This window comes from Pseudomonas sp. TE12234 (assembly GCF_054061835.1).
In genome coordinates this window covers 480,684-500,730 of record NZ_JBSSEP010000001.1, presented here as the reverse complement: position 1 = coordinate 500,730, position 20,047 = coordinate 480,684, and the positions used below count along the sequence as shown (strand labels likewise).

Here is a 20,047-nt window from a genome sequence, read left to right as displayed (position 1 = left end):
TCGGCTTCTCGCAACGTAGCCCCCCGACAAGTGCCACAGCGGTTATGCTCACGACTCAATCCAAGCGACGGGATGCCGCGTGACTGAACTCAATACCCTCTGGTTGACAGAAACCATCCGCCTGCGCGAAGAGCACGCCGGCCCTCTGGAGGATCTGGAAGCCAATCGCCTCGCCCGCAATGCTGGCGGTGATTTACCGACACGCATTCAACGCCGCGCTTTGTGGCTGGCCGAGCGCGATGGCCTGAGCGACGCCCTCAAACACTGGCTGCAAGGGGCGCGGCTGGCGCTGCTGGTATTGGCCGTGCTGGCCGTGGTCAGTGGTGCCGGCCTGGCGTTTGCCGCCCTGGGGGACGGCCAGATGCCGGTCAATGTGTTCTGGGCCTTGGGCAGTTTGCTCGGACTGAACCTGATCCTGCTGTTGAGCTGGGCATTGGGTCTGGTGTTTGCCGGCGAACATGGCGCCAGCCTCGGGCGTTTGTGGCTGTGGCTCAGCGAAAAGCTCGCCCGCGACGCCAAAGCCGCGCAACTGGCACCGGCCCTGATCCTGATGTTGCAACGACACAAACTCAATCGCTGGGCCATCGGCGTCCTGGTCAACAGTTTGTGGTTGCTGGCGATGCTCAGCGCGCTGGTGATTCTGCTGACGCTGCTGGCGACCCGGCGCTATGGCTTTGTCTGGGAGACCACCATTCTCAGCGCCGATACCTTCATCACCGTGACCCAGGCCCTCGGTGCGTTGCCGTCCTTGCTCGGGTTCAACGTGCCGACCGTGGAAATGATCCGCGCCAGTGGCGATGCCGCACTGAACATCGAAAGCGCCCGCCAGGCCTGGGCCACCTGGCTGGTGGGCGTGCTACTGGTCTGCGGCGTTGTCCCGCGCCTGCTGCTCGCCGCTTTTTGTCTGTGGCGCTGGAAAACCGGCCAGGCGTCCTTGCACCTGGACTTGAATCTGCCCGGCTATGCGCAATTGCGCGAACGCTTGATGCCGACCAGCGAACGTTTGGGCATCAGCGACGCCGCGCCCGAGCAACTGCATCGGGTCGAAGGCGGTGTCAGCGACCAGCAAAGCGATGGCGCGCTGTTGGTGGCCATCGAACTGGACGACCAGCGTCCGTGGCCGCCGCCACTGCCGAAGAATGTGAGTAATGCCGGCGTCCTCGACAGTCGCGAGTCGCGGCACAAACTCCTCGAACAACTCAGCCGTTTCCCGCCAGCGCGCCTGGCCATCGCCTGCGATCCACGGCGCTCGCCGGATCGCGGTAGTCTTGCGCTGATCGCCGAACTGGCCCGCAGCGCCAGCGCCACCCGCGTCTGGTTGTTGCAAGCACCGCCCGGTGAGGCGCTGGACGCCGAGCGCCTTGGCGACTGGCACGTAGCGTTGCAACAACTGGAGCTGCCGTTTGCCGATTGCGCACCGCTCAATTGGCTGGAGACGGGTCATGACTAAACCGCTGAAGCTCGCCGTTGTCGGCCACACCAATGTCGGCAAGACCTCGTTGCTGCGCACCCTGACCCGTGACGTCGGCTTTGGTGAAGTGTCCCATCGCCCCAGCACCACGCGACACGTCGAAGGCGCGCGCTTGTCGGTGGAGGGCGAGCCCTTGCTCGATCTCTACGACACCCCCGGCCTGGAAGACGCCATCGCCCTGCTCGATTACCTCGAACGCCTGGAGCGCCCCGGCGAACGCCTCGATGGCCCTGCCCGGCTGGCTCGCTTCCTCGAGGGCAGCGAAGCACGACAGCGTTTCGAACAGGAAGCCAAGGTGCTGCGGCAATTGCTGGCCTGCGACGCCGGCCTCTATGTGATCGATGCCCGCGAGCCGGTGCTGGCCAAGTACCGCGACGAACTGGAAGTGCTGGCCGGTTGTGGCAAACCGCTGCTGCCGGTGCTGAATTTTGTCAGCAGCGCCAACCACCGCGAACCGGCCTGGCGCGAAGCCCTGGCGCGCCTCGGCCTGCATGCGCTGGTGCGCTTCGACAGCGTCGCACCGCCCGAGGATGGCGAACGCCGACTCTATGAAAGCCTCGCGCTGTTGCTCGAACATGCCCGCCCGCAGCTGGAGCGTTTGATTGCCGATCAACAGGCTCAGCGCCGGGCACGTCAGCAGAGTGCGGTGCGTTTGATCGCCGAGTTATTGATCGACTGCGCCGCCTGCCGGCGCAGCGTGGCCAGTGATGCCGAGCAGGAACAACAGGCCATCGGCGAATTGCGCAAGGCCGTGCGTCAACGGGAACAGCGCTGCGTCGAAGCCTTGCTCAAGCTCTACGCTTTCCGCCCGCAGGATGCGGCGGCCAGTGATCTGCCGCTGCTCGATGGCCGCTGGGGCGATGACCTGTTCAACCCCGAGACCCTCAAGCAACTGGGCGTGCGGGTTGGTGGTGGAATTGCGGCCGGTGCGGCCGCCGGGGCCGGGGTCGACTTGCTGGTCGGCGGCCTGACCCTTGGCGCAGCGGCACTGGCCGGGGCCATCGCGGGTGGTGCCCTGCAAACCGCGCGCAGTTACGGCAGCCGGTTGTTGGGCAAGATCAAAGGCCAGCGCGAACTCACAGTCGATGACAGCGTGCTGCGGTTACTGGCGCTACGCCAACGCCAACTGCTGCAAGCGCTCGACGCGCGAGGACACGCAGCGATGGACAGCATTCAAGTGGCCACGCCCCAGGACAAGACCTGGCGCGAAGGCAAACTGCCGGAAGCCTTGAACAAGGCGCGGGCGTACCCGCAGTGGTCGTCGCTCAATCCCCATGCGAAGTTGAATCAGGCGGAGCGGCAGGAGCAGATCGAAGTCTTGGCGCAGCAGCTCTAGTGGCCTGACCGGCCTCTTCGCGAGCAGGCTCGCTCCCACGACGGTTTCGCAGTGGACACAGAATCTGTGGTCGACGCTGCCCTATTGTGGGAGCGAGCCTGCTCGCGATGGCCGCGACTCGGTGCCAGCGGTTTACGCCGCCAACAGCCGCAATGCCTTGTCCTTCAATACCGCCAGATCAATGACCGGCACATGCATCTCTTTGGCCTGTTCATCCCACTGGCGCATGCGCAAACTGATCGCGCACAACGGGTCTTTTTCGAACGCCTCGGCCTCGGTCTGCGTCATCACCCCGCCCTGATATTCCAGGGTCCGGCGACTGGCTTCACTCAAGCGTTCGTAGTACCCCGGCTCCCGGAGCGTCAGATAACGCTTGGCCTGAACGTGATACTCCACCAAGCGCGCCATGCGTTCGCTGAAGCCAACGCGGCGCAGGTAATCGGCGCCCAGCCGCTCATGACTGACCACACCGAAACCGCCCATGTTCTCCGCGCCTTCGCTGCAGATATGCCCGATATCGTGAAAGAACGCCGCCAGCACCACTTCGTCATCGAAGCCTTCAGCCATGGCCAGTTCGGCGGCCTGGGACATGTGCTCGATCTGCGACACCGGCTCGCCGATGTAATCGCTGTCGCCAAAGCGCTCGTATAACCCGAACACTTCGGCGATGACTTGCTCATGACACGCCATCAGACTTCTCCCAAAACAGTGGCCACGTTGCGCTCGGCCATCGCCGGCCCGACGCTCATGCCGACGCCGGTGTGCATCAACGCCACACTCAGACCTTCAGCCGGACGCAGGAACGAAAACGGCCCCGGCCCCCGTGAACCATAGACACCCTGCCAGCGTTCAACCACTTGCACCTTGCAGCCCAGCGTCTGCTCAGCCAGCTCGATCATCCAGTCGTCGACCTGCTCGGCATTGAAGGGCGATGGATCACGGCCGTAATGGTGGGAGTCACCGATGATCAGTTCGCCATAAGGCGTCGGGCTGATCAGCAGGTGAATGCCGTTTTCGTGCAGATGCGGCGCGTCCCGCAGAATTTCAGCCTGCACCGCCGCCGCTTCCGGCAGGTCGGCGAAGGCGCCGTAATGCACGCAACTCAAACCGGTGAGCAAGGCGTGTTGCAGGTTCAGGTTGATCTGCGGTCGGGCGCGGAGCATTTGCAGGCGGCAGATTTGCGGATCGAGTTCGGCGATCTGCTCGGCCAGCAAGGTCTGATAATCGTGGCCGGAACAGACAATGATCTGCCCGGCGCTGAAACTGCCGGCCGTGCTGTGCAAGCGGCCCGGTTCGATATCGCGCACCAGCGTGGAAAAGTGGAACTCGACGCCCAGGTCGCGGCGCAGGAAATCGATCAGCGCCGGAATCGCTTCGCGCGAATACAGCTGCTGGTCGTCCATGCCGTGCAAAGCGGCGCGATGATGGCGAAATTGGCCGTCGTACAAATCGCGCAATGCAGCGCCGCGCAGCAAGTCGACGCGGTAGCCGTGTTCAACGGCGCGCCCCTCGCAGAAGGCTTCAAGCAACTGTTCTTCGGCCTCGGTGCGGGCGAACAGGTACGAGCCATTGCGCTTGAGTTGCACGCCGGCGAGTTGCGCCCAGTCGCCCCAGATGCCGCGACTGGCGCGGGCCAGCTCCAGCATCGGACCCGGCGGCTGGCCGGTGACCAACGCCTGGCCGAAGTTGCGCACCGAAGCACCGACGGGCGTTTCGCTGCGTTCGAAAACCGTGACCTTGAGACCGCGCTTGGCTGCCGCATAAGCGTGGGACAAACCCAGGATGCCAGCGCCGACGATCAGCATGTCGTTGTGTTGTGTCATTAAGAGATGCCTTAAATTCGAGACCGCTTTCGCGAGCAGGCTCGCTCCCACAGGAGAGCGCATTCCAATGTGGGAGCGAGCCTGCTCGCGAAGAGGCCCTGTCAGCCGATGAAAATTACTTGGCTACAACTTTCTCGGACTTGCCGTCATAGCGCTTGCGCCATTCGGTCAGGATCTCGTCGCGGTTCTTCGAAGCCCAGGCAAAGTCGTTCTTGATCAGGCGCTGCTCGTAATCCGCTGGCAGTTCAGTCTGCGGCTTGGCGATGCCAGGTTGTGCGAGGACGGCGAAGTTCTCTTTGTAGAGTTCCATGGCCTCTGGGCTAGCCGAGAAGTCCGCGAGTTTCTTCGCCGCGTCTTCGTGTGGCGTGCCCTTGATCACGGCGGTGGCTTCGATTTCCCAGCCCAGGCCTTCTTTCGGCAGGATGATGTCCAGCGGCGCGCCCTGGCGCTTGAGCTGTACGGCCGGGTATTCAAAGGAAATACCGATCGGGAATTCACCGGCTGCCGCCAGTTTGCAAGGCTTGGAACCGGAGTGGACGTACTGACCGATGTTCTGGTGCAGGGCGTCCATGTAAGCCCAGCCCTGCTTCTCGCCGAAGGTCTGCAGCCAGGCGCTGACGTCGAGGAAACCAGTGCCGGACGAAGCCGGGTTCGGCATGACGATCTTGCCTTTGTACTCAGGCTTGGTCAGGTCCTGCCAGCTTACTGGCTTGCTCAGGCCCTGCTTCTCGGCTTCGACGGTGTTGAAGCAAATGGTCGCGGCCCAGACGTCCATGCCGACCCAGGCTGGCGGGTTGGCGGCGTCGCGGTAGTTGCCGCCGATCTTGCCCAGGTCCTTTGGCGCGTAGCTTTGCAACATGCCTTGCTGGTCGAGGATCGCCAGGCTCGAAGCAGCCAGCCCCCAGACCGCGTCAGCTTGTGGGCGGGCTTTTTCGGCCAGCAGTTTGGCGGTGATGATGCCGGTGGAATCACGCACCCACTTGATTTCAACGTCCGGGTTGGTCTTTTCGAACGCGGCCTTGTAGGCCGTCAGCTGTTCGGCTTCGAGGGCGGTGTACACCGTCAACTCGGTTTTCGCCGCATAGGCGTTCAGGCTGAAAGCGGTGAGGACAGCAGCGGCCAGGGCCATAGGCTTGAACATGATCTTTTCCTGTTGTTGAGTTGAGTGGGTGCTTTCGGTTTGAGGAGAAGGATTCAGTGACCAGGCGCGGTCTGCCGCCAGGCCTGGGAACGGCGCAGCAAGCCGCGCGAAGCCCAGGCCAGCAGCAGGGACACGCCCGCCGAGGTGAACAGAATCAGGGTCGACATGGCCGCCGCGCCGCCGACATTGCCGGCGTCGTCCATGTTCAGCACCGCCACCGCCGCGAGGATGGTGTCGGGGCTGTAGAGGAAGATCGCCGCCGAAACGGTGGTCATAGCCGAGACGAACAAGTAGCGCACGATGTCCAGCAGCGCCGGCAGGCAGATCGGCATGGTCACGCGCAGGTAGTGCCGGTACAGCGGCGCCTTGAGCGACAGCGCGGCGGCTTCGAACTCGGCGTCGAGTTGGCGCAACGCGGTGGTGGCGGTCATTTGCGCGGTGGTCAGGTAGTGCGCGATGGTGCACACGATCAGCAGGGTCATGGTCCCGTAGAGCACATGCAGCGGGTTGCCGGTGAGGTTGAAGAAGAAGACGTACCCCAACCCCAGCACCAGGCCCGGCACGGCCATCGGCACGAAACTGAGCATGCGCAGGGTCAGGTTCAGGCCGCGCTGTCCCTTGGTTTTTTCCATCAGGTAGGCACCGGTGAAGATCAGCAGGCTGCCGATCAACGCTGTGCCCAGGGCCATCTTCAGGCTGTTGCCGTAGGCCAGCCAGCCACCGCCGGCGGTTTCGTTGAACTGGTAGTGATTGAGCGACAGCGACAGGTTGTACGGCCAGAACTTCACCAGCGAGGAGAACACCGCCATGCCGAACACCAGCAACAGCGCGACGCTGATCAGCAGGACGATGGCCAGGTAGCAACCGTCGCGCCGCTTCGATGACGCCGGCTTGAACACCTGGGCCCGCCCGCTCATGGCGTCGCCGTGACGACGGCGCAACCAGGCATCGACACCGAAGCTGAACAGCGCTGGCAGCAGCAACACCATGCCGATCAAGGCGCCGCGTCCGAACTGTTGCTGGCCGACGACGGCCTTGTAGGCTTCCAGCGCCAGCACTTGATAGTCGCCACCGACCACCACGGGCACACCGAAGTCGGTGATGGTCAGGGTGAACACCAGGCAGAACGCGGCGAACACCGCCTGACGCGTCGCCGGCCAGGTGATGCTGCGAAAGGCTTTCGCCGGACTGGCACCCATGCTGGAGGCGGCATCGAACAGCCGCGCATCCGCCAGGGACAAGGCCGACAGCAGAATCATCAGGGCGTGTGGGAAGGTGTAGATCACCTCACCCAGCACGATGCCCCAGAAGCCATAGATGTTGTCCGAGAGCAGGCCACGCAACAGGCCCTGGTTGCCGAACAGGTAAACCAGCGCGATCCCCGGCAGCATCGATGGCGCCATCAAGGGCAGCAGGGAAATGCCGCGCCAGATGCCTTTGGCCGGGATCAAGGTACGCTGCAAGGCGTAGGCAAACAGGTAGGCCAGCGGTACGACGATGGCCGCGACACTGAGAGAAACTTTCAGGCTATTGCCCAGCAACCAGTGGAAATTGTCGCTGGTCACCAGTTCCCTGGCGGCGATCCAGCCACCGCCCTGCCCGGCTTCAGAACTGAACCCGCGCCAGAAAATCGCCAACAACGGCATCAACACCGCGACGCCCAGCAACACCAGCAGAAGGACCTTGCCGCCGACCACGAACAACCGATCGCCGATCTCGGCACGGGAGGTCTGCCGCACCTGCTTGTGTGGCAGCGGCAGCGCGATATTGGCGCCCATCAGGCAAACACCTGCAGGCTGCGCGGCGGCAAGGCGACCATGATTTGCTGCGAACCCAGACGCGGCATGGCTTCCGGCGCCAGTTCGGCCAGCAGCGCGTGCCCCGGCAACTGATCGAGTTCGAAGCTCATGCGGCAGCGATTACCGAGGAAGGTGATTTCGCGAACCTTGGCCGGGAACAGGTTTTCTTCATGCACCGGCGGGTTGACGTTGATCGCTTCGGGGCGACAGAACAGCCGCCCCGAAGCGCTTTTGGCACTGCCGTCGGCCAGGCGCATGTTCATGCCACCGACCTGGGCGTGACTGTCGCTGCTGCGATGGAATGGCAACCAGTTACCCTGACCGACGAACTCCGCCACGAATGGCGTGGCCGGGCGGTTGTAGATTTCCTGTGGCGTGGCGTATTGCTCGACCTTGCCATTGTTCATCACGGCAATGCGGTCGGCCATCAGCATGGCCTCGTCCTGATTGTGGGTGACCATCAGGGTGGTGATGCCGAGGTTGCGTTGCAGCTGGCGCAGCTCCGTGCACAGATGCTCGCGGACCCGGGCGTCCAGTGCCGACATCGGCTCATCCAGCAGCAACAGCGAAGGCGCCGGAGCCAGGGCACGAGCCAGGGCAACCCGTTGCTGCTGACCACCGGACAACTGGCCTGGGTACTTTTTCTCACTGCCAGTCAGGCCGACCAGTTCCAGCATCTGACCGACCCGGCGGCGCATTTCATCGCGGCCACTGCCGGCAAGGCCGTAGGCAATGTTCGCTTCGACTGTCAGGTTGGGAAACAGCGCGTAGGACTGAAACAGAATGCCGTAGTCACGGGCCTGGGGTGCCAGGTGGGAGACGTCGCGGTCACCGAGGTACAACTCGCCGCTGTCCTGCTTTTCCAGCCCGGCGATGCAGCGCAGCAAGGTGGTTTTGCCACAGCCCGACGGGCCGAGCAGACACACCAGCTCACCGGCCGCCACGTCCAGGGAAACGTTATCCAGCGCAGTGAAGGCGCCAAAGCGTTTCTGGACGCCACGCACTTTCATGGGTGCGCCCGGGTTGGTCAGGGCAGTTGCGATCGGGTTGTTCATGGACGGACCTCATCTGGCAGATGAGAGCCATCCTAGAGTTGTAATGAGTCCGTCATGTGGCAGTAGGGCAAAAACTGCCGATAGTGGTATTCGAGGATTTTGGTTCAAGTCTTGCGTTGTTCCATCGGCCGCCATCACGAGCAAGCTCGCTCAGGGGATTGTGGTCAACTGTGGGAGCGGGCTTGCCGGCGATGAGGCCGGGACAAGCAATAGAGATTTCAGGCCGGCGCCATTTCCTGCGCCACGCCCAAAAATGCCGCCGGCAACCGGGCGTTTTTCCGCTCCTTGAGGCAATACAGATACTCGGGGATCTGCGGCGCGTTCTCGATGGTCAGCACCCGCAATTGCGGATCATGAGGGACCTCCTGGCGGGCGATGATGCTGATGCCGATGTTGCGCAGCACCGCCTCACGGATCGACTCACGACTGCCAATCTCCAGCAACGGCCCAAAGCACACGCCTGCGCCAGCCAGCAGCTCTTCAGTCAGCCGACGGGTGGTCGAGCCCGGTTCACGCATCAGCAAGGTATGCCCCGCCAGTGCACTGAGCGGCACATGATCGTGAACTGCCAGCGGGTGATTGCGATGCACCGCCAGCACCAATGGATCGCTGCCGAGCACCCGGCGGATCAACCGAGCGTCTTCCAGCAACTGCGAGGATGCCGCGACATCGACCCGATACTCCTCAAGCGCTTCGAGAACCTGTTGTGAGTTGCCGATTTCCACCGACACTTCCACCTGGGGCAAGCGCTCACGAAAGGTCTTCACCAGATCGAGGATGTAATACGGCGCCGTGGCTGCGATGCGTAATGTGCCCTGGACCTGGCCGCAGTTGCGCAGGAAAAACTCGATGTCGGCTTCCTGCTGCATCAGTACCTTGACCATCGGCAACAGCTTCGCGCCTTCATCGCTGACACTGAGGCGGCGGCCGCCACGGTAGAACAGCTCCACCGAATACTGACTCTCGAGGTTGCGAATCTGCGTCGTCACCGTCGGTTGGCTCAGGCCGAGCTTTTTTGCCGCCAGGGTAATGCTGCCCAGGCGGGCCACCATGTAAAAAGCCTTAAGCTCGGCACTCAGCACACCCGTCCCTCTTCTTCTACTTGCGCAACAGGCGCAAACCGTTGAACACCACCAACAGGCTCACGCCCATGTCGGCGAACACCGCCATCCACATGGTAGCGAGCCCGGCGAAGGTTACCCCAAGAAAGACCGCTTTGATGACCAATGCCAACGCGATGTTCTGTTTGAGGATGCTGGAGGTTTGCCGCGACAGGCGAATGAATGCCGGGATTTTGCGCAGATCGTCGTCCATCAGGGCAACATCGGCGGTCTCGATGGCGGTATCGGTGCCCGCGGCGGCCATGGCGAAACCGATTTCCGCCCTGGCCAGTGCCGGCGCATCGTTGATGCCGTCGCCGACCATTGCCACACGATGGCCCTGTGCATAAAGCGCTTCGATGGCTTGCAGTTTGTCGGTCGGCAGCAGGTCACCCCGGGCCTGATCGATACCGACCTGCGCCGCGATCGCCTGCGCGGTGTGAACGTTATCGCCGGTCAGCATCAGGGTTTTGATACCCAGATCGTGCAATTGTCGGATCGCTTCACGGCTGGAGTCCTTTACCGTGTCGGCCACTGCAAACAGCGCCAATGGGCCGGTCTGATCGAGTAACAGCACCACGGATTTACCCTGTTTTTCCAGCGCGAACAGCTTCTCTTCCAATTCAGGCGAGCAAAGATTCAGCTCTTCCACCAGGCGGTGGTTGCCCAGGTAATAGACCTGTCCGCCCACCTCCCCGCGCACCCCGCGCCCGGCCAGAGCCTCGAAGTTATCCACAGTCAGCGGCGCAAGCTGTTTATCCACAGCTGCATTGGCAATGGCCAGGGACACCGGGTGGTCCGAGCGACCGGCCAGCGCCGCGGCAAGGGCCGGGGCCAACGTTGCAGCAACCGGATCGAGCGCCAGGTAATCGGTCTGCACCGGTTTGCCATGGGTGATGGTGCCGGTCTTGTCCAGGGCCAGGTAATCCAGCTTGTGACCACCTTCCAGATAAACGCCACCCTTCACCAGAATGCCTTTGCGCGCCGCCGCAGCGAGGCCGCTGACGATGGTCACAGGTGTGGAAATCACCAGCGCGCAGGGGCAGGCCACCACCAGCAATACCAGTGCGCGGTAGATCCAGTCGAACCACAGCGCGCCCATGAACAACGGCGGGATGACCGCCACCGCCAAGGCCAGGATGAACACGGCCGGGGTGTAGATTTTCGAAAACCGGTCAACGAATCGTTGGGTCGGCGCCCGCGCGCCCTGGGCCTGTTCGACGGCGTGGATGATCCGTGCCAGGGTCGAGTGGTTCGCTGCGGCCGTCACGGCGTATTCCAGCGAACCGGCCTGGTTGATGGTGCCGGCGAACACTTTATCGCCGACGGTTTTCTCCACCGGCAGGCTTTCGCCGGTGATCGGCGCCTGATCGATGGTCGAAGTGCCGGACAGCACCTCGCCGTCCAGGCCGATGCGCTCGCCGGGACGTACACGTACGCGGGCGCCGAGTTCGATGGTTTTGACGTCCTGTTCAACCCAAACACCGTCGGCTTGCTGCACCGTGGCCCGCTCCGGGGCCATCTGCATCAAGCCGCCGATGGCGTTGCGCGCACGGTCAAGGGATTTGGCTTCGATCAACTCGGCCACGGTGAACAGGAACATCACCATGGCCGCTTCCGGCCACTGTCCGATCAGGATCGCACCGGTCACTGCAATGCTCATCAGTGCGTTGATGTTCAGGTTGAGATTCTTCAGGGCGATCCAGCCCTTTTTATAAGTACCCAACCCGCCGCTGAGGATCGACACGAGCGCAATGATCGCGACCACCCAGTTCGGCGCAGCGCCGGTGAAATGAATGACTTCGGCCAGCAATGCACCGACGCCAGACAGCGCCAAGGGCCACCAGGGCTTTTTCTCGACGGCCGGAGCTGGCGCTTCAACGCCCTGCTCCAGCGGCTCGGCCTGCATGCCAAGGGACTTGATGGCTTCGATGATCGGTGCGGTGCCTGGCAGGTCGTGGGTCACGCCCAGCACCCGGTTGATCAGGTTGAATTCCAGCTGCTGCACACCCGCCAGCTTGCCGAGTTTGTTCTGAATCAGTGTTTGCTCGGTCGGGCAGTCCATCGCTTCGATGCGGAAGCTGCTCAGCCGCGCGCCAGCGGTTGGCGTTTCGCTCACTTTGACCAGCGACGGCGCCGCCACTTTGGCGGAACAGCAGGAATCGCCGTGACCGCCATGTTCATGCTTCTGCACAGGCTGCAGCTTGTGGCTGTGATCGTGATCGTGATCGTGATCGTGATCGTGATCGTGATCAGCCTCGGGTTTATGGGTGTGAAGGGAATCGCTCATTGGGTCGCGTCCATGAAGGTGCCTGTTGCCAAGTAAAGACCCTGTAGCCACTATAGGGTCAAGCCCCCATTTGGAGATTGCCGTCATGAAGATTGGAGAGTTGGCGAAACTCACTGACTGCGCCGTGGAAACCATCCGCTACTACGAGCGCGAAAACCTGCTGCCGGAACCGGCCCGCAGCGACGGCAACTACCGCGTCTACACCCAGGCCCACGCCGAGCGCCTGACCTTCATCCGCAACTGCCGCACCCTCGACATGACCCTCGAAGAAATCCGCAGCCTGCTGACGTTGCGCGACAGTCCGCAGGATCAGTGCGAAAGCGTGAATGCGTTGATCGACGAACACATCCACCACGTCAAGGCGCGGATCGACGGGCTGCTCGCGCTACAGGCACAACTGCTCGACCTGCGCCAACGCTGTGGCGAAGGGCCGGACATCGATCAATGCGGGATTTTGCAGCGGCTGGAAGTGAGTGGCGGGGTGGTGGCGACGGAAGTTGAGCATTCACATGTGGGCCGTAGCCACGGCCACTGAAAACACCACTTACCCTTGTAGGAGCGAGCCTGCTCACGATGGACTCAATGACGACGCATTCTTTCAGACAATTCGCGTCATCGTTCACGTCCATCGCGAGCAGGCTCGCTCCTACAGGGGGTAGCGTTAGGCTTCAGACCGCCATTGGCGCCGTCATCGGCGGATGGTGCTCGTAGCCTTCCAGCGAGAAATCGCTCGGTTCGACCAGTTCCAGCCATTCCGGCTGGTACACACCCGTCCTGGCAAATTCCGGCACACGATCACTGATCACCAGTTTCGGCATCGGGAACGGCTCGCGCTTGAGCTGCTCGTTGAGCATGTCCAGGTGGTTTTCGTAGACGTGGGCGTCACCGATGAAATAGGTGAACCAACGCGGCGTGTAGCCGGTCAGGCGACCGATCAGGCTCAGCAGCGCGGCGCCTTCGGTGAGGTTGAACGGCGTGCCCAGGCCCAGGTCGTTGGAGCGGATGTAGAGGGTCAGGGAAATCTCCTTGGTCTCGACATTCGGGTGGAACTGGTACAGCAGATGGCACGGCGGCAGGGCCATTTCATCGAGCTGGGCGACGTTCCAGCCGTGGAACAGAATGCGGCGGCTGCCCGGGTCCTTGATGATGGTGTCGACGCATTGGCGAACCTGGTCGATGGCCTTGTACAGCACCACGTAGGCCTGGCCGCCTTCTTCGCCTTCGGCGATCTGACGGTAGCCTTGCTTCAGGGTCTGCTCGATGGCGGCCTGGTTGCTGACCGGGATCTGCTTGTACGCTGGCCATTTGCGCCATTGCACGCCGTAGATCTCGCCCAGGTCGTCTTCGCCCTGACGGAACGGGTTGGCCAGCCACTGAGCGTTTTCGTTGGCGTTCTGGTCCCAGACCTTGCAGCCCAGGGCGCGGAATTCTGCTGCGTTGTTCACGCCCCGCAGAAAGCCACACATCTCGCCGATGGCGGATTTGAAGGCCATCTTGCGCGTGGTGATCGCCGGGAAACCTTCCTTCAGGTCATAACGCAGCATCGCACCAGGGAAGCTGATGGTGTTCACGCCCGTACGGTTGGCCTGTTTGGTGCCGTTCTTGATGACGTGGGCGACCAGTTCGAGATATTGCTTCATGAGTTACCTGTGTCCTTGAACCCGCAGCCGTCGCTGCGGGGTTCGAATTTATGCCGCTGCTGCTGGAGTCGCCGGGGCGCGGTGATACGCCAGCCAGATCAGGAACAGCCCGCCAACGATCATCGGCACGCACAGCAACTGACCCATGGTCAGCCAGTTCCAGGCCAGATAGCCCAGTTGTGCGTCCGGCACGCGGACGAATTCGACGATGAAACGGAAGATGCCGTAGAACAGCGCGAACATCCCGGAGACCGCCATGGTCGGCCGCGGTTTGCGCGAGAACAGCCACAGGATCAGGAACAGCGCCACGCCTTCGAGGGCGAACTGATACAGCTGCGACGGGTGACGCGGCAACTGCGCCGGATCGCTGAACGGCGGGAAGATCATGGCCCACGGCACGTCGGTCGGCTTGCCCCACAGCTCGGCGTTGATGAAGTTGCCGATGCGTCCGGCGCCAAGGCCGATCGGCACCATGGGGGCGACGAAGTCCATCAGCTGGAAGAACGACTTGTTGTTCTTTTTACCGAACCACAAGGCCGCCAGCATCACTCCGATGAAGCCGCCGTGGAATGACATGCCGCCCTTCCACACTTCGAAAATCAGCGTCGGGTTGGCCAGGTACGCACTCAGATCGTAGAACAATACGTAGCCGAGGCGGCCGCCGACGATCACCCCCATCGACATCCAGAACACCATGTCGGAGAGTTTTTCCTTGGTCCAGGTCGGGTCGAAGCGGTTCAACCGGCGCGACGCCAGCAGCCAGGCGCCGCCGATGCCGATCAGGTACATCAGACCGTACCAGTGGATTTTCAGCGGACCGATGGCCACGGCCACCGGGTCGATCTGCGGGTAAGGCAGCATTGCGACTCCTCGTTAGAGTTCAAATCTCAAAAATTCCCGGGCGACGCTGCCACCTCAGGATTAAGCCAGGATTGCGCCCTGTGTCAGAGCAAGAAGTTCAGGCCGACGCAGAACAGCAAAGCGGCAAACAGTCTTTTCAGCAACTTCGGCGACAGCTTGTGGGCCAAACGTGCGCCGATGCGGGCGAAGAACATGCTGGTCAGGGCAATGCCCAGCAGCGCCGGCAAGTAAACAAAACCGAGACTATGGGCCGGCAGCAAGGGATCGTGCCAGCCCAGAATCATGAAAAATAATGCACTGGACAACGCAATCGGCAAGCCGCAGGCCGATGACGTGGCCACTGCTTGCTGCATCGGCACACTGCGCCAGGTCAGGAACGGCACGGTCAGCGAACCGCCGCCAATCCCGAAAATCGCCGACGCCCAACCAATAACGCTGCCGGCCACGGTCAGACCGAATTTACCCGGCACCGTTCGACTGGCCTTGGGTTTGAGGTTCAGCGCCAATTGCGCGGCAATGACCAGGGCGAACACACCAATGATCTTTTGCAGGTTTGGCCCGGAAATCGCCTCAGCCGTCACTGCGCCGAAACCGGCGCCGATCAGAATGCCAACGGTCAGCCAGACGAAAATCGGCCAGCGCACGGCGCCACGCCGGTGATGCTCGCGAATGGCATTGACCGAAGTAAAAATGATGGTCGCCAGGGACGTGCCGACGGCCAGGTGCGTGAGGATCGACGGATCAAACCCTTGCGCCTTGAAGCTGAACACCAGCACTGGGACGATAATGATCCCGCCGCCCACGCCAAACAGCCCGGCCAGCACGCCGGCACAGGCGCCGAGCGCCAGATAGAGCAGAAATTCCATGGTGCTACACCACCCAACCCCAAAACCGGAGCGGCATGGTAACGGATGCATGGCCCTCGGCTCCACTGGATGGCGATGGATACCCGCGCAATGACTGCGTAGAGTGAGCAAAAAACACACAAGGACAACCTTATGTGCCTGATTGTTTTCGCCTGGCGCCCGGGTCATGCCCAGCCATTGATCGTGGCGGCCAACCGCGACGAGTTCTACGCCCGCCCCAGCCTGCCGCTGGCGCAATGGCCTGAAGCACCGCAGGTTCATGCCGGCCGCGACCTGGAGGCGGGTGGAACCTGGCTCGGCATTGGCGCCAATGGTCGCTTTGCCGCGCTGACCAATATCCGCGATCCGCATCGACCGCCCGGCCGCCGGTCCCGTGGTGAACTGGTGGCGCGCTTTCTCGCTGGCGAACTGCCGATTGACGACTATTTAGACGACGTTGTCGCACGTTCGCCGGAATACGGCGGTTTTAACCTGCTGGTGGGCAACCTGCATGAGCTGTGGCACTTCAATGCCCGGGAATCGGAAGCCGTCATGCTGCAACCGGGCGTCTACGGGGTGTCGAATGCCGGGCTGGATACGCCGTGGCCGAAGCTGCTCAAGGCCAAGGCTGCATTGAGCGCGGCAATGGATGATCCACGACCTGACACACTACTGACCTTGCTGAGCGATCCGCAGACCGCGCCATTCGCCGAGCTGCCGGATACCGGCGTGGGACTGGCCACCGAGACATTGCTGTCGAGCGTGTTCATTGCCAGCCAGAGTTACGGCACCCGGGCGAGTACGGCGTTGATTGTGCACGCGGACGGCTCGCGGCATTTGGTCGAAAGGAGTTTCGGGCCCTATGGCGGGCATTTGGGGGAAGTTGAAGTCATGACTTGAAGGTCGGGCGATAAACTGTGGCGAGGGAGCTTGCTCCCGCTGGAGCGCGAAGCGCTCCCGACCCCGCCGATGCGTTCTTTCAGTAAGACCGCATCGGCCCAAATTACGACTGCTTCGCAGCCGGACGGGAGCAAGCTCCCTCGCCACAGGGGTGTGCAGACTCAGAGGGTTTTGACCGAAGCCGGATTGATCATCCGCGCCAACCCGAGGTTTTTCAGCGCCAGTTGCAGCGAGCTGTGGATCACTTGCGGGTTGTCGATGGTCATCAGCTCCGCCAACAACTCCTTGGCCTTGCTCAGGTTGATCTGGCGCAGCATCCACTTCACTTTCGGCAAGTTGGTGGCGTTCATCGACAGGCTGTCGAAACCCATGGCCATCAACAGAACCGCCGCCGCCGGATCACCGGCCATTTCACCGCAGATGCTCACCGGCTTGCCTTCGGCATGGGCATCGCGCACCACGTTTTGCAGCGCTTGCAGCACGGCCGGGTGCAGGTAATCGTAGAGATCGGCCACCCGTGGGTTGTTACGGTCCACGGCCAGCAGGTACTGGGTCAGGTCGTTGGAGCCGACTGACAGGAAGTCCACCTGCCGCGCCAGTTCCTTGGTCTGGTACACCGCCGCCGGAATCTCGATCATCACGCCAATGGGCGGCATCGGCACGTCGGTGCCTTCGTCGCGCACTTCGCCCCAGGCCCGATGAATCAGGTGCAGGGCTTCTTCGAGCTCATGGGTACCGGAGATCATCGGCAGCAGGATTCGCAGATTGTTCAGGCCTTCGCTGGCCTTGAGCATGGCGCGGGTCTGCACCAGGAAGATTTCCGGGTGGTCGAGGGTCACGCGAATGCCGCGCCAGCCGAGGAACGGGTTGTCTTCCTTGATCGGGAAGTACGACAGCGCCTTGTCGCCGCCGATGTCCAGGCTGCGCATGGTCACCGGTTGCGGGTGGAACGCGGCGAGTTGCTCGCGATAGATCGCCAGTTGTTCCTTTTCGCTGGGGAAGCGCTGGTTGATCATGAACGGCACTTCGGTGCGGTACAGGCCAACGCCTTCGGCACCGCGCTTCTGCGCTCGCGCCACATCGGCCAGCAGGCCGGTGTTGACCCACAGCGGCATGCGGTGGCCATCGACGGTCACGCACGGCAAATCGCGCAGGGCATCGAGGCCCAGCGCCAGCTGTTTCTCTTCCTCGACCACGTCGGCGAACTGCTTGCGCAATACGTCGCTCGGGTTGGTGTAGACCTCGCCGTGGTAGCCGTCGACGATCATCTGGATGCCGTCGACCTTGGAATACGGCAGGTCGACCAGGCCCATCACCGTCGGGATACCCATGGCGCGCGCCAGGATCGCCACGTGGGAGTTACCCGAACCGAGTACCGAGACCAGCCCCGCCAGCTTGCCTTCCGGCACCTCGCCGAGCATGGCCGGCGTCAGTTCTTCGCTGACCAGAATGGTGTTGTCGGGGTAGACCAGGGTTTGCTGACGCTCTTCCTGCAGGTAGGCGAGCAAGCGCCGGCCCAGGTCCTTGACGTCCGAAGCGCGCTCACGCAGGTAGGCGTCGTCCATCAATTCGAAACGGTTGACGTGATCGGTCACCACCTGACGCAACGCGCCCTGGGCCCACTGACCGGTCTTGATCACGGTGGTCACTTCACTGCCGAGCGCCGCGTCGTCGAGCATCATCAGGTAGACGTCGAACAGGGCGCGCTCTTCGGGACGCAGCTGCGTGGCGAGCTTGGCGGACAATGCGCGCATATCGGCGCGCACACCCTCGATGGCGGTCTTGAACAGCCCCAGCTCGGCGTCGATGTCGATGATGGTCTTGTCGGGCACCACGTCCAGATCGGCCGGGGGCAGCATGACCACCGCCGTACCGACCGCCGCGCCCGGTGAACCCGGTACGCCGACGAACTTGGCTTCCTGGATGCCCTTGCCCTGACGGCCCAGGCCACGGATCGAACCGGTGGCCTCGGCGTGGGCGATGACGCCGGCGAGCTGCGCGCTCATGGTCACGAGGAAGGCTTCTTCACCTTCATCGAACTGGCGACGTTCTTTTTGCTGAATGACCAACACGCCGACAACGCGACGGTGGTGGATGATCGGCGCCCCGAGGAACGAGGCGTAGCGTTCTTCGCCGGTTTCGGCAAAGTAGCGGTAGCGCGGGTGATCCGCAGCATTTTCGAGGTTCAGGGGTTCTTCACGCGTGCCGACCAGACCGACCAGACCTTCATTGGGCGCCATGCTGACCTTGCCGATCGAGCGCTTGTTCAAGCCCTCGGTGGCCATCAGCACGAAACGGTTGGTCTCGGGGTCAAGCAGGTAGACCGAGCAGACCTGGCTGCCCATGGCCTCTTTGACGCGCAACACAATAATCCCCAACGCCGCCTTGAGATCCTTGGCGGAGTTAACTTCCTGGACGATCTTGCGCAGCGTATTGAGCATGGCTCGGGGTCGAACTCCGTCGTCAGTCGCGCGCTAAAAGGCGCGGGGCAAGCTCTTTGAGAGCGCGTCGATACACCTCGCGCTTGAATGTCACCACCTGGCCCAACGGATACCAATAGCTGACCCAGCGCCAGCCATCGAACTCCGGTTTACCGGTCAAATCCATCCGCACCCGCTGCTCGTTGGAGATCAGGCGCAGGAGAAACCATTTCTGCTTCTGGCCGATGCACAGCGGTTGGCTGTGAGTCCTGACCAGACGTTGCGGCAAACGATAGCGCAACCAGCCCCGGGTGCAGGCGAGAATTTCAACATCTTCGCGCTCCAGGCCCACTTCTTCGTTCAACTCGCGGTACAAGGCGTCTTCCGGCGTCTCCTGGGGGTTGATTCCACCTTGGGGAAACTGCCAGGCATCTTGATTGATACGGCGAGCCCATAGCACCTGTCCGGCATCATTCGTGAGAATGATCCCGACATTAGGACGGAAACCATCGGGGTCGATCACGGCAACAACCTCGCAAACGCATGTCGCCGCATTGTTCCACAAAGGTTGTGAAGGCAGCAACGCGCGGGCCTACCTTATGTGCACTCTTGTGAAAAGTCCGTATTCTGGACACCTTTCTACAGACTTTTCAGCGAGTAACTGCAATGCGGCTGGCTTTATTCGACTTGGACAACACCCTTCTGGGCGGTGACAGCGACCACGCTTGGGGCGATTACCTTTGTGAACGCGGCTTCCTCGACGCCGTGGCCTACAAGGCACGCAACGACGAGTTCTATCAGGACTACCTGGCCGGCAAGCTGGATAACGCCGCCTACCTGAATTTCTGCCTCGAGGTCCTCGGCCGCACCGAAATGGCCACCCTGGATCAATGGCACAGCGACTACATGCGCGATTGCATCGAGCCGATCGTACTGCCCAAGGCGATTGATCTGCTGGCCAAACACCGGGAAGCCGGCGACAAGCTGGTGATCATCACCGCCACCAATCGCTTCGTCACCGGACCGATTGCCGTGCGTCTGGGTGTCGAACACCTGATTGCTACCGAATGCGAGATGGTCGACGGCCGTTACACCGGGCGCAGCACCGACGTGCCGTGCTTCCGTGAAGGCAAGGTGACACGGTTGAATCGATGGCTGGAAGAAACCGGGCATTCGCTGGAAGACAGCTACTTCTATAGCGACTCGATGAATGACCTGGCGTTGCTGGAGCAGGTGGCGAACCCGGTGGCCGTCGACCCGGACCCCAACCTCCATGCTGAAGCCAAAAAGCGTGGCTGGCCGGTCATCAGTCTGCGCGGCTGATATCGCCATCGCTGGCAAGCCAGCTCCCACAAGTGTCTCTGGT

At 62.2% G+C, this 20,047-nt stretch carries 17 protein-coding genes; 5 read left to right on the top strand and 12 right to left on the bottom strand.

The features are described from left to right. Positions 1-79: 79 nt before the first annotated feature. On the top strand, positions 80-1,450 hold the full coding sequence (locus ACVWYU_RS02345; RefSeq protein WP_457371813.1) for a DUF2868 domain-containing protein: 1,371 nt from the start codon (positions 80-82) through the stop codon (positions 1,448-1,450). Beyond that, positions 1,443-2,807 (top strand): GTPase/DUF3482 domain-containing protein, encoded by a 1,365-nt coding sequence (locus ACVWYU_RS02340; RefSeq protein ID WP_090326180.1) that lies wholly within the window; start codon positions 1,443-1,445, stop codon positions 2,805-2,807. The genes ACVWYU_RS02345 and ACVWYU_RS02340 overlap by 8 nt, the downstream gene beginning before the upstream one ends. Positions 2,808-2,939: 132 nt before the next feature. Here ACVWYU_RS02340 and ACVWYU_RS02335 read toward each other — a convergent pair whose 3' ends face one another. The 7 genes from ACVWYU_RS02335 to ACVWYU_RS02305 form a co-directional block, all read right to left on the bottom strand. Continuing rightward, positions 2,940-3,497: a phosphonate degradation HD-domain oxygenase gene (locus ACVWYU_RS02335; RefSeq protein WP_248914488.1), complete on the bottom strand. Its 558-nt coding sequence runs from the start codon at positions 3,495-3,497 to the stop codon at positions 2,940-2,942. Further along, the gene (locus ACVWYU_RS02330) at positions 3,497-4,630 is read right to left on the bottom strand and encodes a TIGR03364 family FAD-dependent oxidoreductase (RefSeq protein WP_457371812.1); all 1,134 of its coding nucleotides are present in this window, start codon (positions 4,628-4,630) and stop codon (positions 3,497-3,499) included. The genes ACVWYU_RS02335 and ACVWYU_RS02330 overlap by 1 nt, the downstream gene beginning before the upstream one ends. A 115-nt stretch (positions 4,631-4,745) precedes the next feature. Then, complete coding sequence (locus tag ACVWYU_RS02325) at positions 4,746-5,771, bottom strand: putative 2-aminoethylphosphonate ABC transporter substrate-binding protein (RefSeq protein WP_090326187.1); 1,026 nt, start codon at positions 5,769-5,771, stop codon at positions 4,746-4,748. A 53-nt stretch (positions 5,772-5,824) separates the two neighbouring features. Next, positions 5,825-7,549 carry a putative 2-aminoethylphosphonate ABC transporter permease subunit gene (locus tag ACVWYU_RS02320; RefSeq protein ID WP_457371811.1) on the bottom strand — a complete coding sequence of 575 codons (1,725 nt, stop codon included), beginning with the start codon at positions 7,547-7,549 and terminating at the stop codon, positions 5,825-5,827. Beyond that, on the bottom strand, positions 7,549-8,625 hold the full coding sequence (locus ACVWYU_RS02315) for a putative 2-aminoethylphosphonate ABC transporter ATP-binding protein (RefSeq protein WP_090326194.1): 1,077 nt from the start codon (positions 8,623-8,625) through the stop codon (positions 7,549-7,551). Before ACVWYU_RS02315 ends, ACVWYU_RS02320 begins: the two co-directional genes overlap by 1 nt. 218 nt (positions 8,626-8,843) lie before the next feature. Further along, complete coding sequence (locus tag ACVWYU_RS02310; protein WP_390957596.1) at positions 8,844-9,707, bottom strand: LysR family transcriptional regulator; 864 nt, start codon at positions 9,705-9,707, stop codon at positions 8,844-8,846. 16 nt (positions 9,708-9,723) lie between these two features. Then, positions 9,724-12,015 (bottom strand): heavy metal translocating P-type ATPase, encoded by a 2,292-nt coding sequence (locus ACVWYU_RS02305; RefSeq protein ID WP_457371810.1) that lies wholly within the window; start codon positions 12,013-12,015, stop codon positions 9,724-9,726. 85 nt (positions 12,016-12,100) lie between these two features. Between ACVWYU_RS02305 and cadR the strand changes: the two genes are divergently transcribed. Beyond that, entirely contained in the window at positions 12,101-12,550 is a 450-nt protein-coding gene (cadR, locus tag ACVWYU_RS02300; RefSeq protein WP_390957600.1) for a Cd(II)/Pb(II)-responsive transcriptional regulator, read from the top strand. A gap of 133 nt (positions 12,551-12,683) precedes the next feature. On the opposite strand, the gene ACVWYU_RS02295 is transcribed toward cadR, so the two are convergent. From ACVWYU_RS02295 to ACVWYU_RS02285, 3 genes are all read right to left on the bottom strand, one after another. Then, positions 12,684-13,655 carry a thymidylate synthase gene (locus ACVWYU_RS02295; protein ID WP_248914491.1) on the bottom strand — a complete coding sequence of 324 codons (972 nt, stop codon included), beginning with the start codon at positions 13,653-13,655 and terminating at the stop codon, positions 12,684-12,686. Positions 13,656-13,703: 48 nt separating this feature from the next. Next, complete coding sequence (gene lgt, locus ACVWYU_RS02290; protein WP_090326270.1) at positions 13,704-14,516, bottom strand: prolipoprotein diacylglyceryl transferase; 813 nt, start codon at positions 14,514-14,516, stop codon at positions 13,704-13,706. 83 nt (positions 14,517-14,599) lie between these two features. Further along, positions 14,600-15,382, bottom strand: coding sequence for a sulfite exporter TauE/SafE family protein (locus ACVWYU_RS02285; RefSeq protein ID WP_090326273.1), 783 nt, complete (start codon positions 15,380-15,382; stop codon positions 14,600-14,602). A 132-nt stretch (positions 15,383-15,514) separates the two neighbouring features. Between ACVWYU_RS02285 and ACVWYU_RS02280 the strand changes: the two genes are divergently transcribed. Further along, the gene (locus tag ACVWYU_RS02280; protein WP_457371809.1) at positions 15,515-16,261 is read left to right on the top strand and encodes an NRDE family protein; all 747 of its coding nucleotides are present in this window, start codon (positions 15,515-15,517) and stop codon (positions 16,259-16,261) included. Positions 16,262-16,422: 161 nt separating this feature from the next. Here the strand turns inward: ACVWYU_RS02280 and ptsP are convergent, their stop codons facing one another. Together ptsP and ACVWYU_RS02270 are read right to left on the bottom strand one after the other, a co-directional pair. Beyond that, positions 16,423-18,702 carry a phosphoenolpyruvate--protein phosphotransferase gene (gene ptsP / locus ACVWYU_RS02275; RefSeq protein WP_090326277.1) on the bottom strand — a complete coding sequence of 760 codons (2,280 nt, stop codon included), beginning with the start codon at positions 18,700-18,702 and terminating at the stop codon, positions 16,423-16,425. A gap of 22 nt (positions 18,703-18,724) precedes the next feature. Beyond that, positions 18,725-19,204, bottom strand: coding sequence for an RNA pyrophosphohydrolase (locus ACVWYU_RS02270; protein ID WP_007897732.1), 480 nt, complete (start codon positions 19,202-19,204; stop codon positions 18,725-18,727). A 143-nt stretch (positions 19,205-19,347) separates the two neighbouring features. Between ACVWYU_RS02270 and ACVWYU_RS02265 the strand changes: the two genes are divergently transcribed. Beyond that, the gene (locus ACVWYU_RS02265; RefSeq protein WP_090326278.1) at positions 19,348-20,004 is read left to right on the top strand and encodes a histidinol-phosphatase; all 657 of its coding nucleotides are present in this window, start codon (positions 19,348-19,350) and stop codon (positions 20,002-20,004) included. Positions 20,005-20,047 lie beyond the last annotated feature (43 nt).

Coding starts and splice junctions, on each gene's coding strand:
- ACVWYU_RS02340 (WP_090326180.1), top strand. CDS start 1,443: ATGACTAAACCGCTGAAGCTCGCCGTTGTCGGCCACACCAATGTCGGC.
- ACVWYU_RS02335 (WP_248914488.1), bottom strand. CDS start 3,497: ATGGCGTGTCATGAGCAAGTCATCGCCGAAGTGTTCGGGTTATACGAG.
- ACVWYU_RS02330 (WP_457371812.1), bottom strand. CDS start 4,630: ATGACACAACACAACGACATGCTGATCGTCGGCGCTGGCATCCTGGGT.
- ACVWYU_RS02325 (WP_090326187.1), bottom strand. CDS start 5,771: ATGTTCAAGCCTATGGCCCTGGCCGCTGCTGTCCTCACCGCTTTCAGC.
- ACVWYU_RS02320 (WP_457371811.1), bottom strand. CDS start 7,549: ATGGGCGCCAATATCGCGCTGCCGCTGCCACACAAGCAGGTGCGGCAG.
- ACVWYU_RS02315 (WP_090326194.1), bottom strand. CDS start 8,625: ATGAACAACCCGATCGCAACTGCCCTGACCAACCCGGGCGCACCCATG.
- ACVWYU_RS02305 (WP_457371810.1), bottom strand. CDS start 12,015: ATGAGCGATTCCCTTCACACCCATAAACCCGAGGCTGATCACGATCAC.
- cadR (WP_390957600.1), top strand. CDS start 12,101: ATGAAGATTGGAGAGTTGGCGAAACTCACTGACTGCGCCGTGGAAACC.
- ACVWYU_RS02295 (WP_248914491.1), bottom strand. CDS start 13,655: ATGAAGCAATATCTCGAACTGGTCGCCCACGTCATCAAGAACGGCACC.
- lgt (WP_090326270.1), bottom strand. CDS start 14,516: ATGCTGCCTTACCCGCAGATCGACCCGGTGGCCGTGGCCATCGGTCCG.
- ACVWYU_RS02285 (WP_090326273.1), bottom strand. CDS start 15,382: ATGGAATTTCTGCTCTATCTGGCGCTCGGCGCCTGTGCCGGCGTGCTG.
- ACVWYU_RS02280 (WP_457371809.1), top strand. CDS start 15,515: ATGTGCCTGATTGTTTTCGCCTGGCGCCCGGGTCATGCCCAGCCATTG.
- ptsP (WP_090326277.1), bottom strand. CDS start 18,702: ATGCTCAATACGCTGCGCAAGATCGTCCAGGAAGTTAACTCCGCCAAG.
- ACVWYU_RS02265 (WP_090326278.1), top strand. CDS start 19,348: ATGCGGCTGGCTTTATTCGACTTGGACAACACCCTTCTGGGCGGTGAC.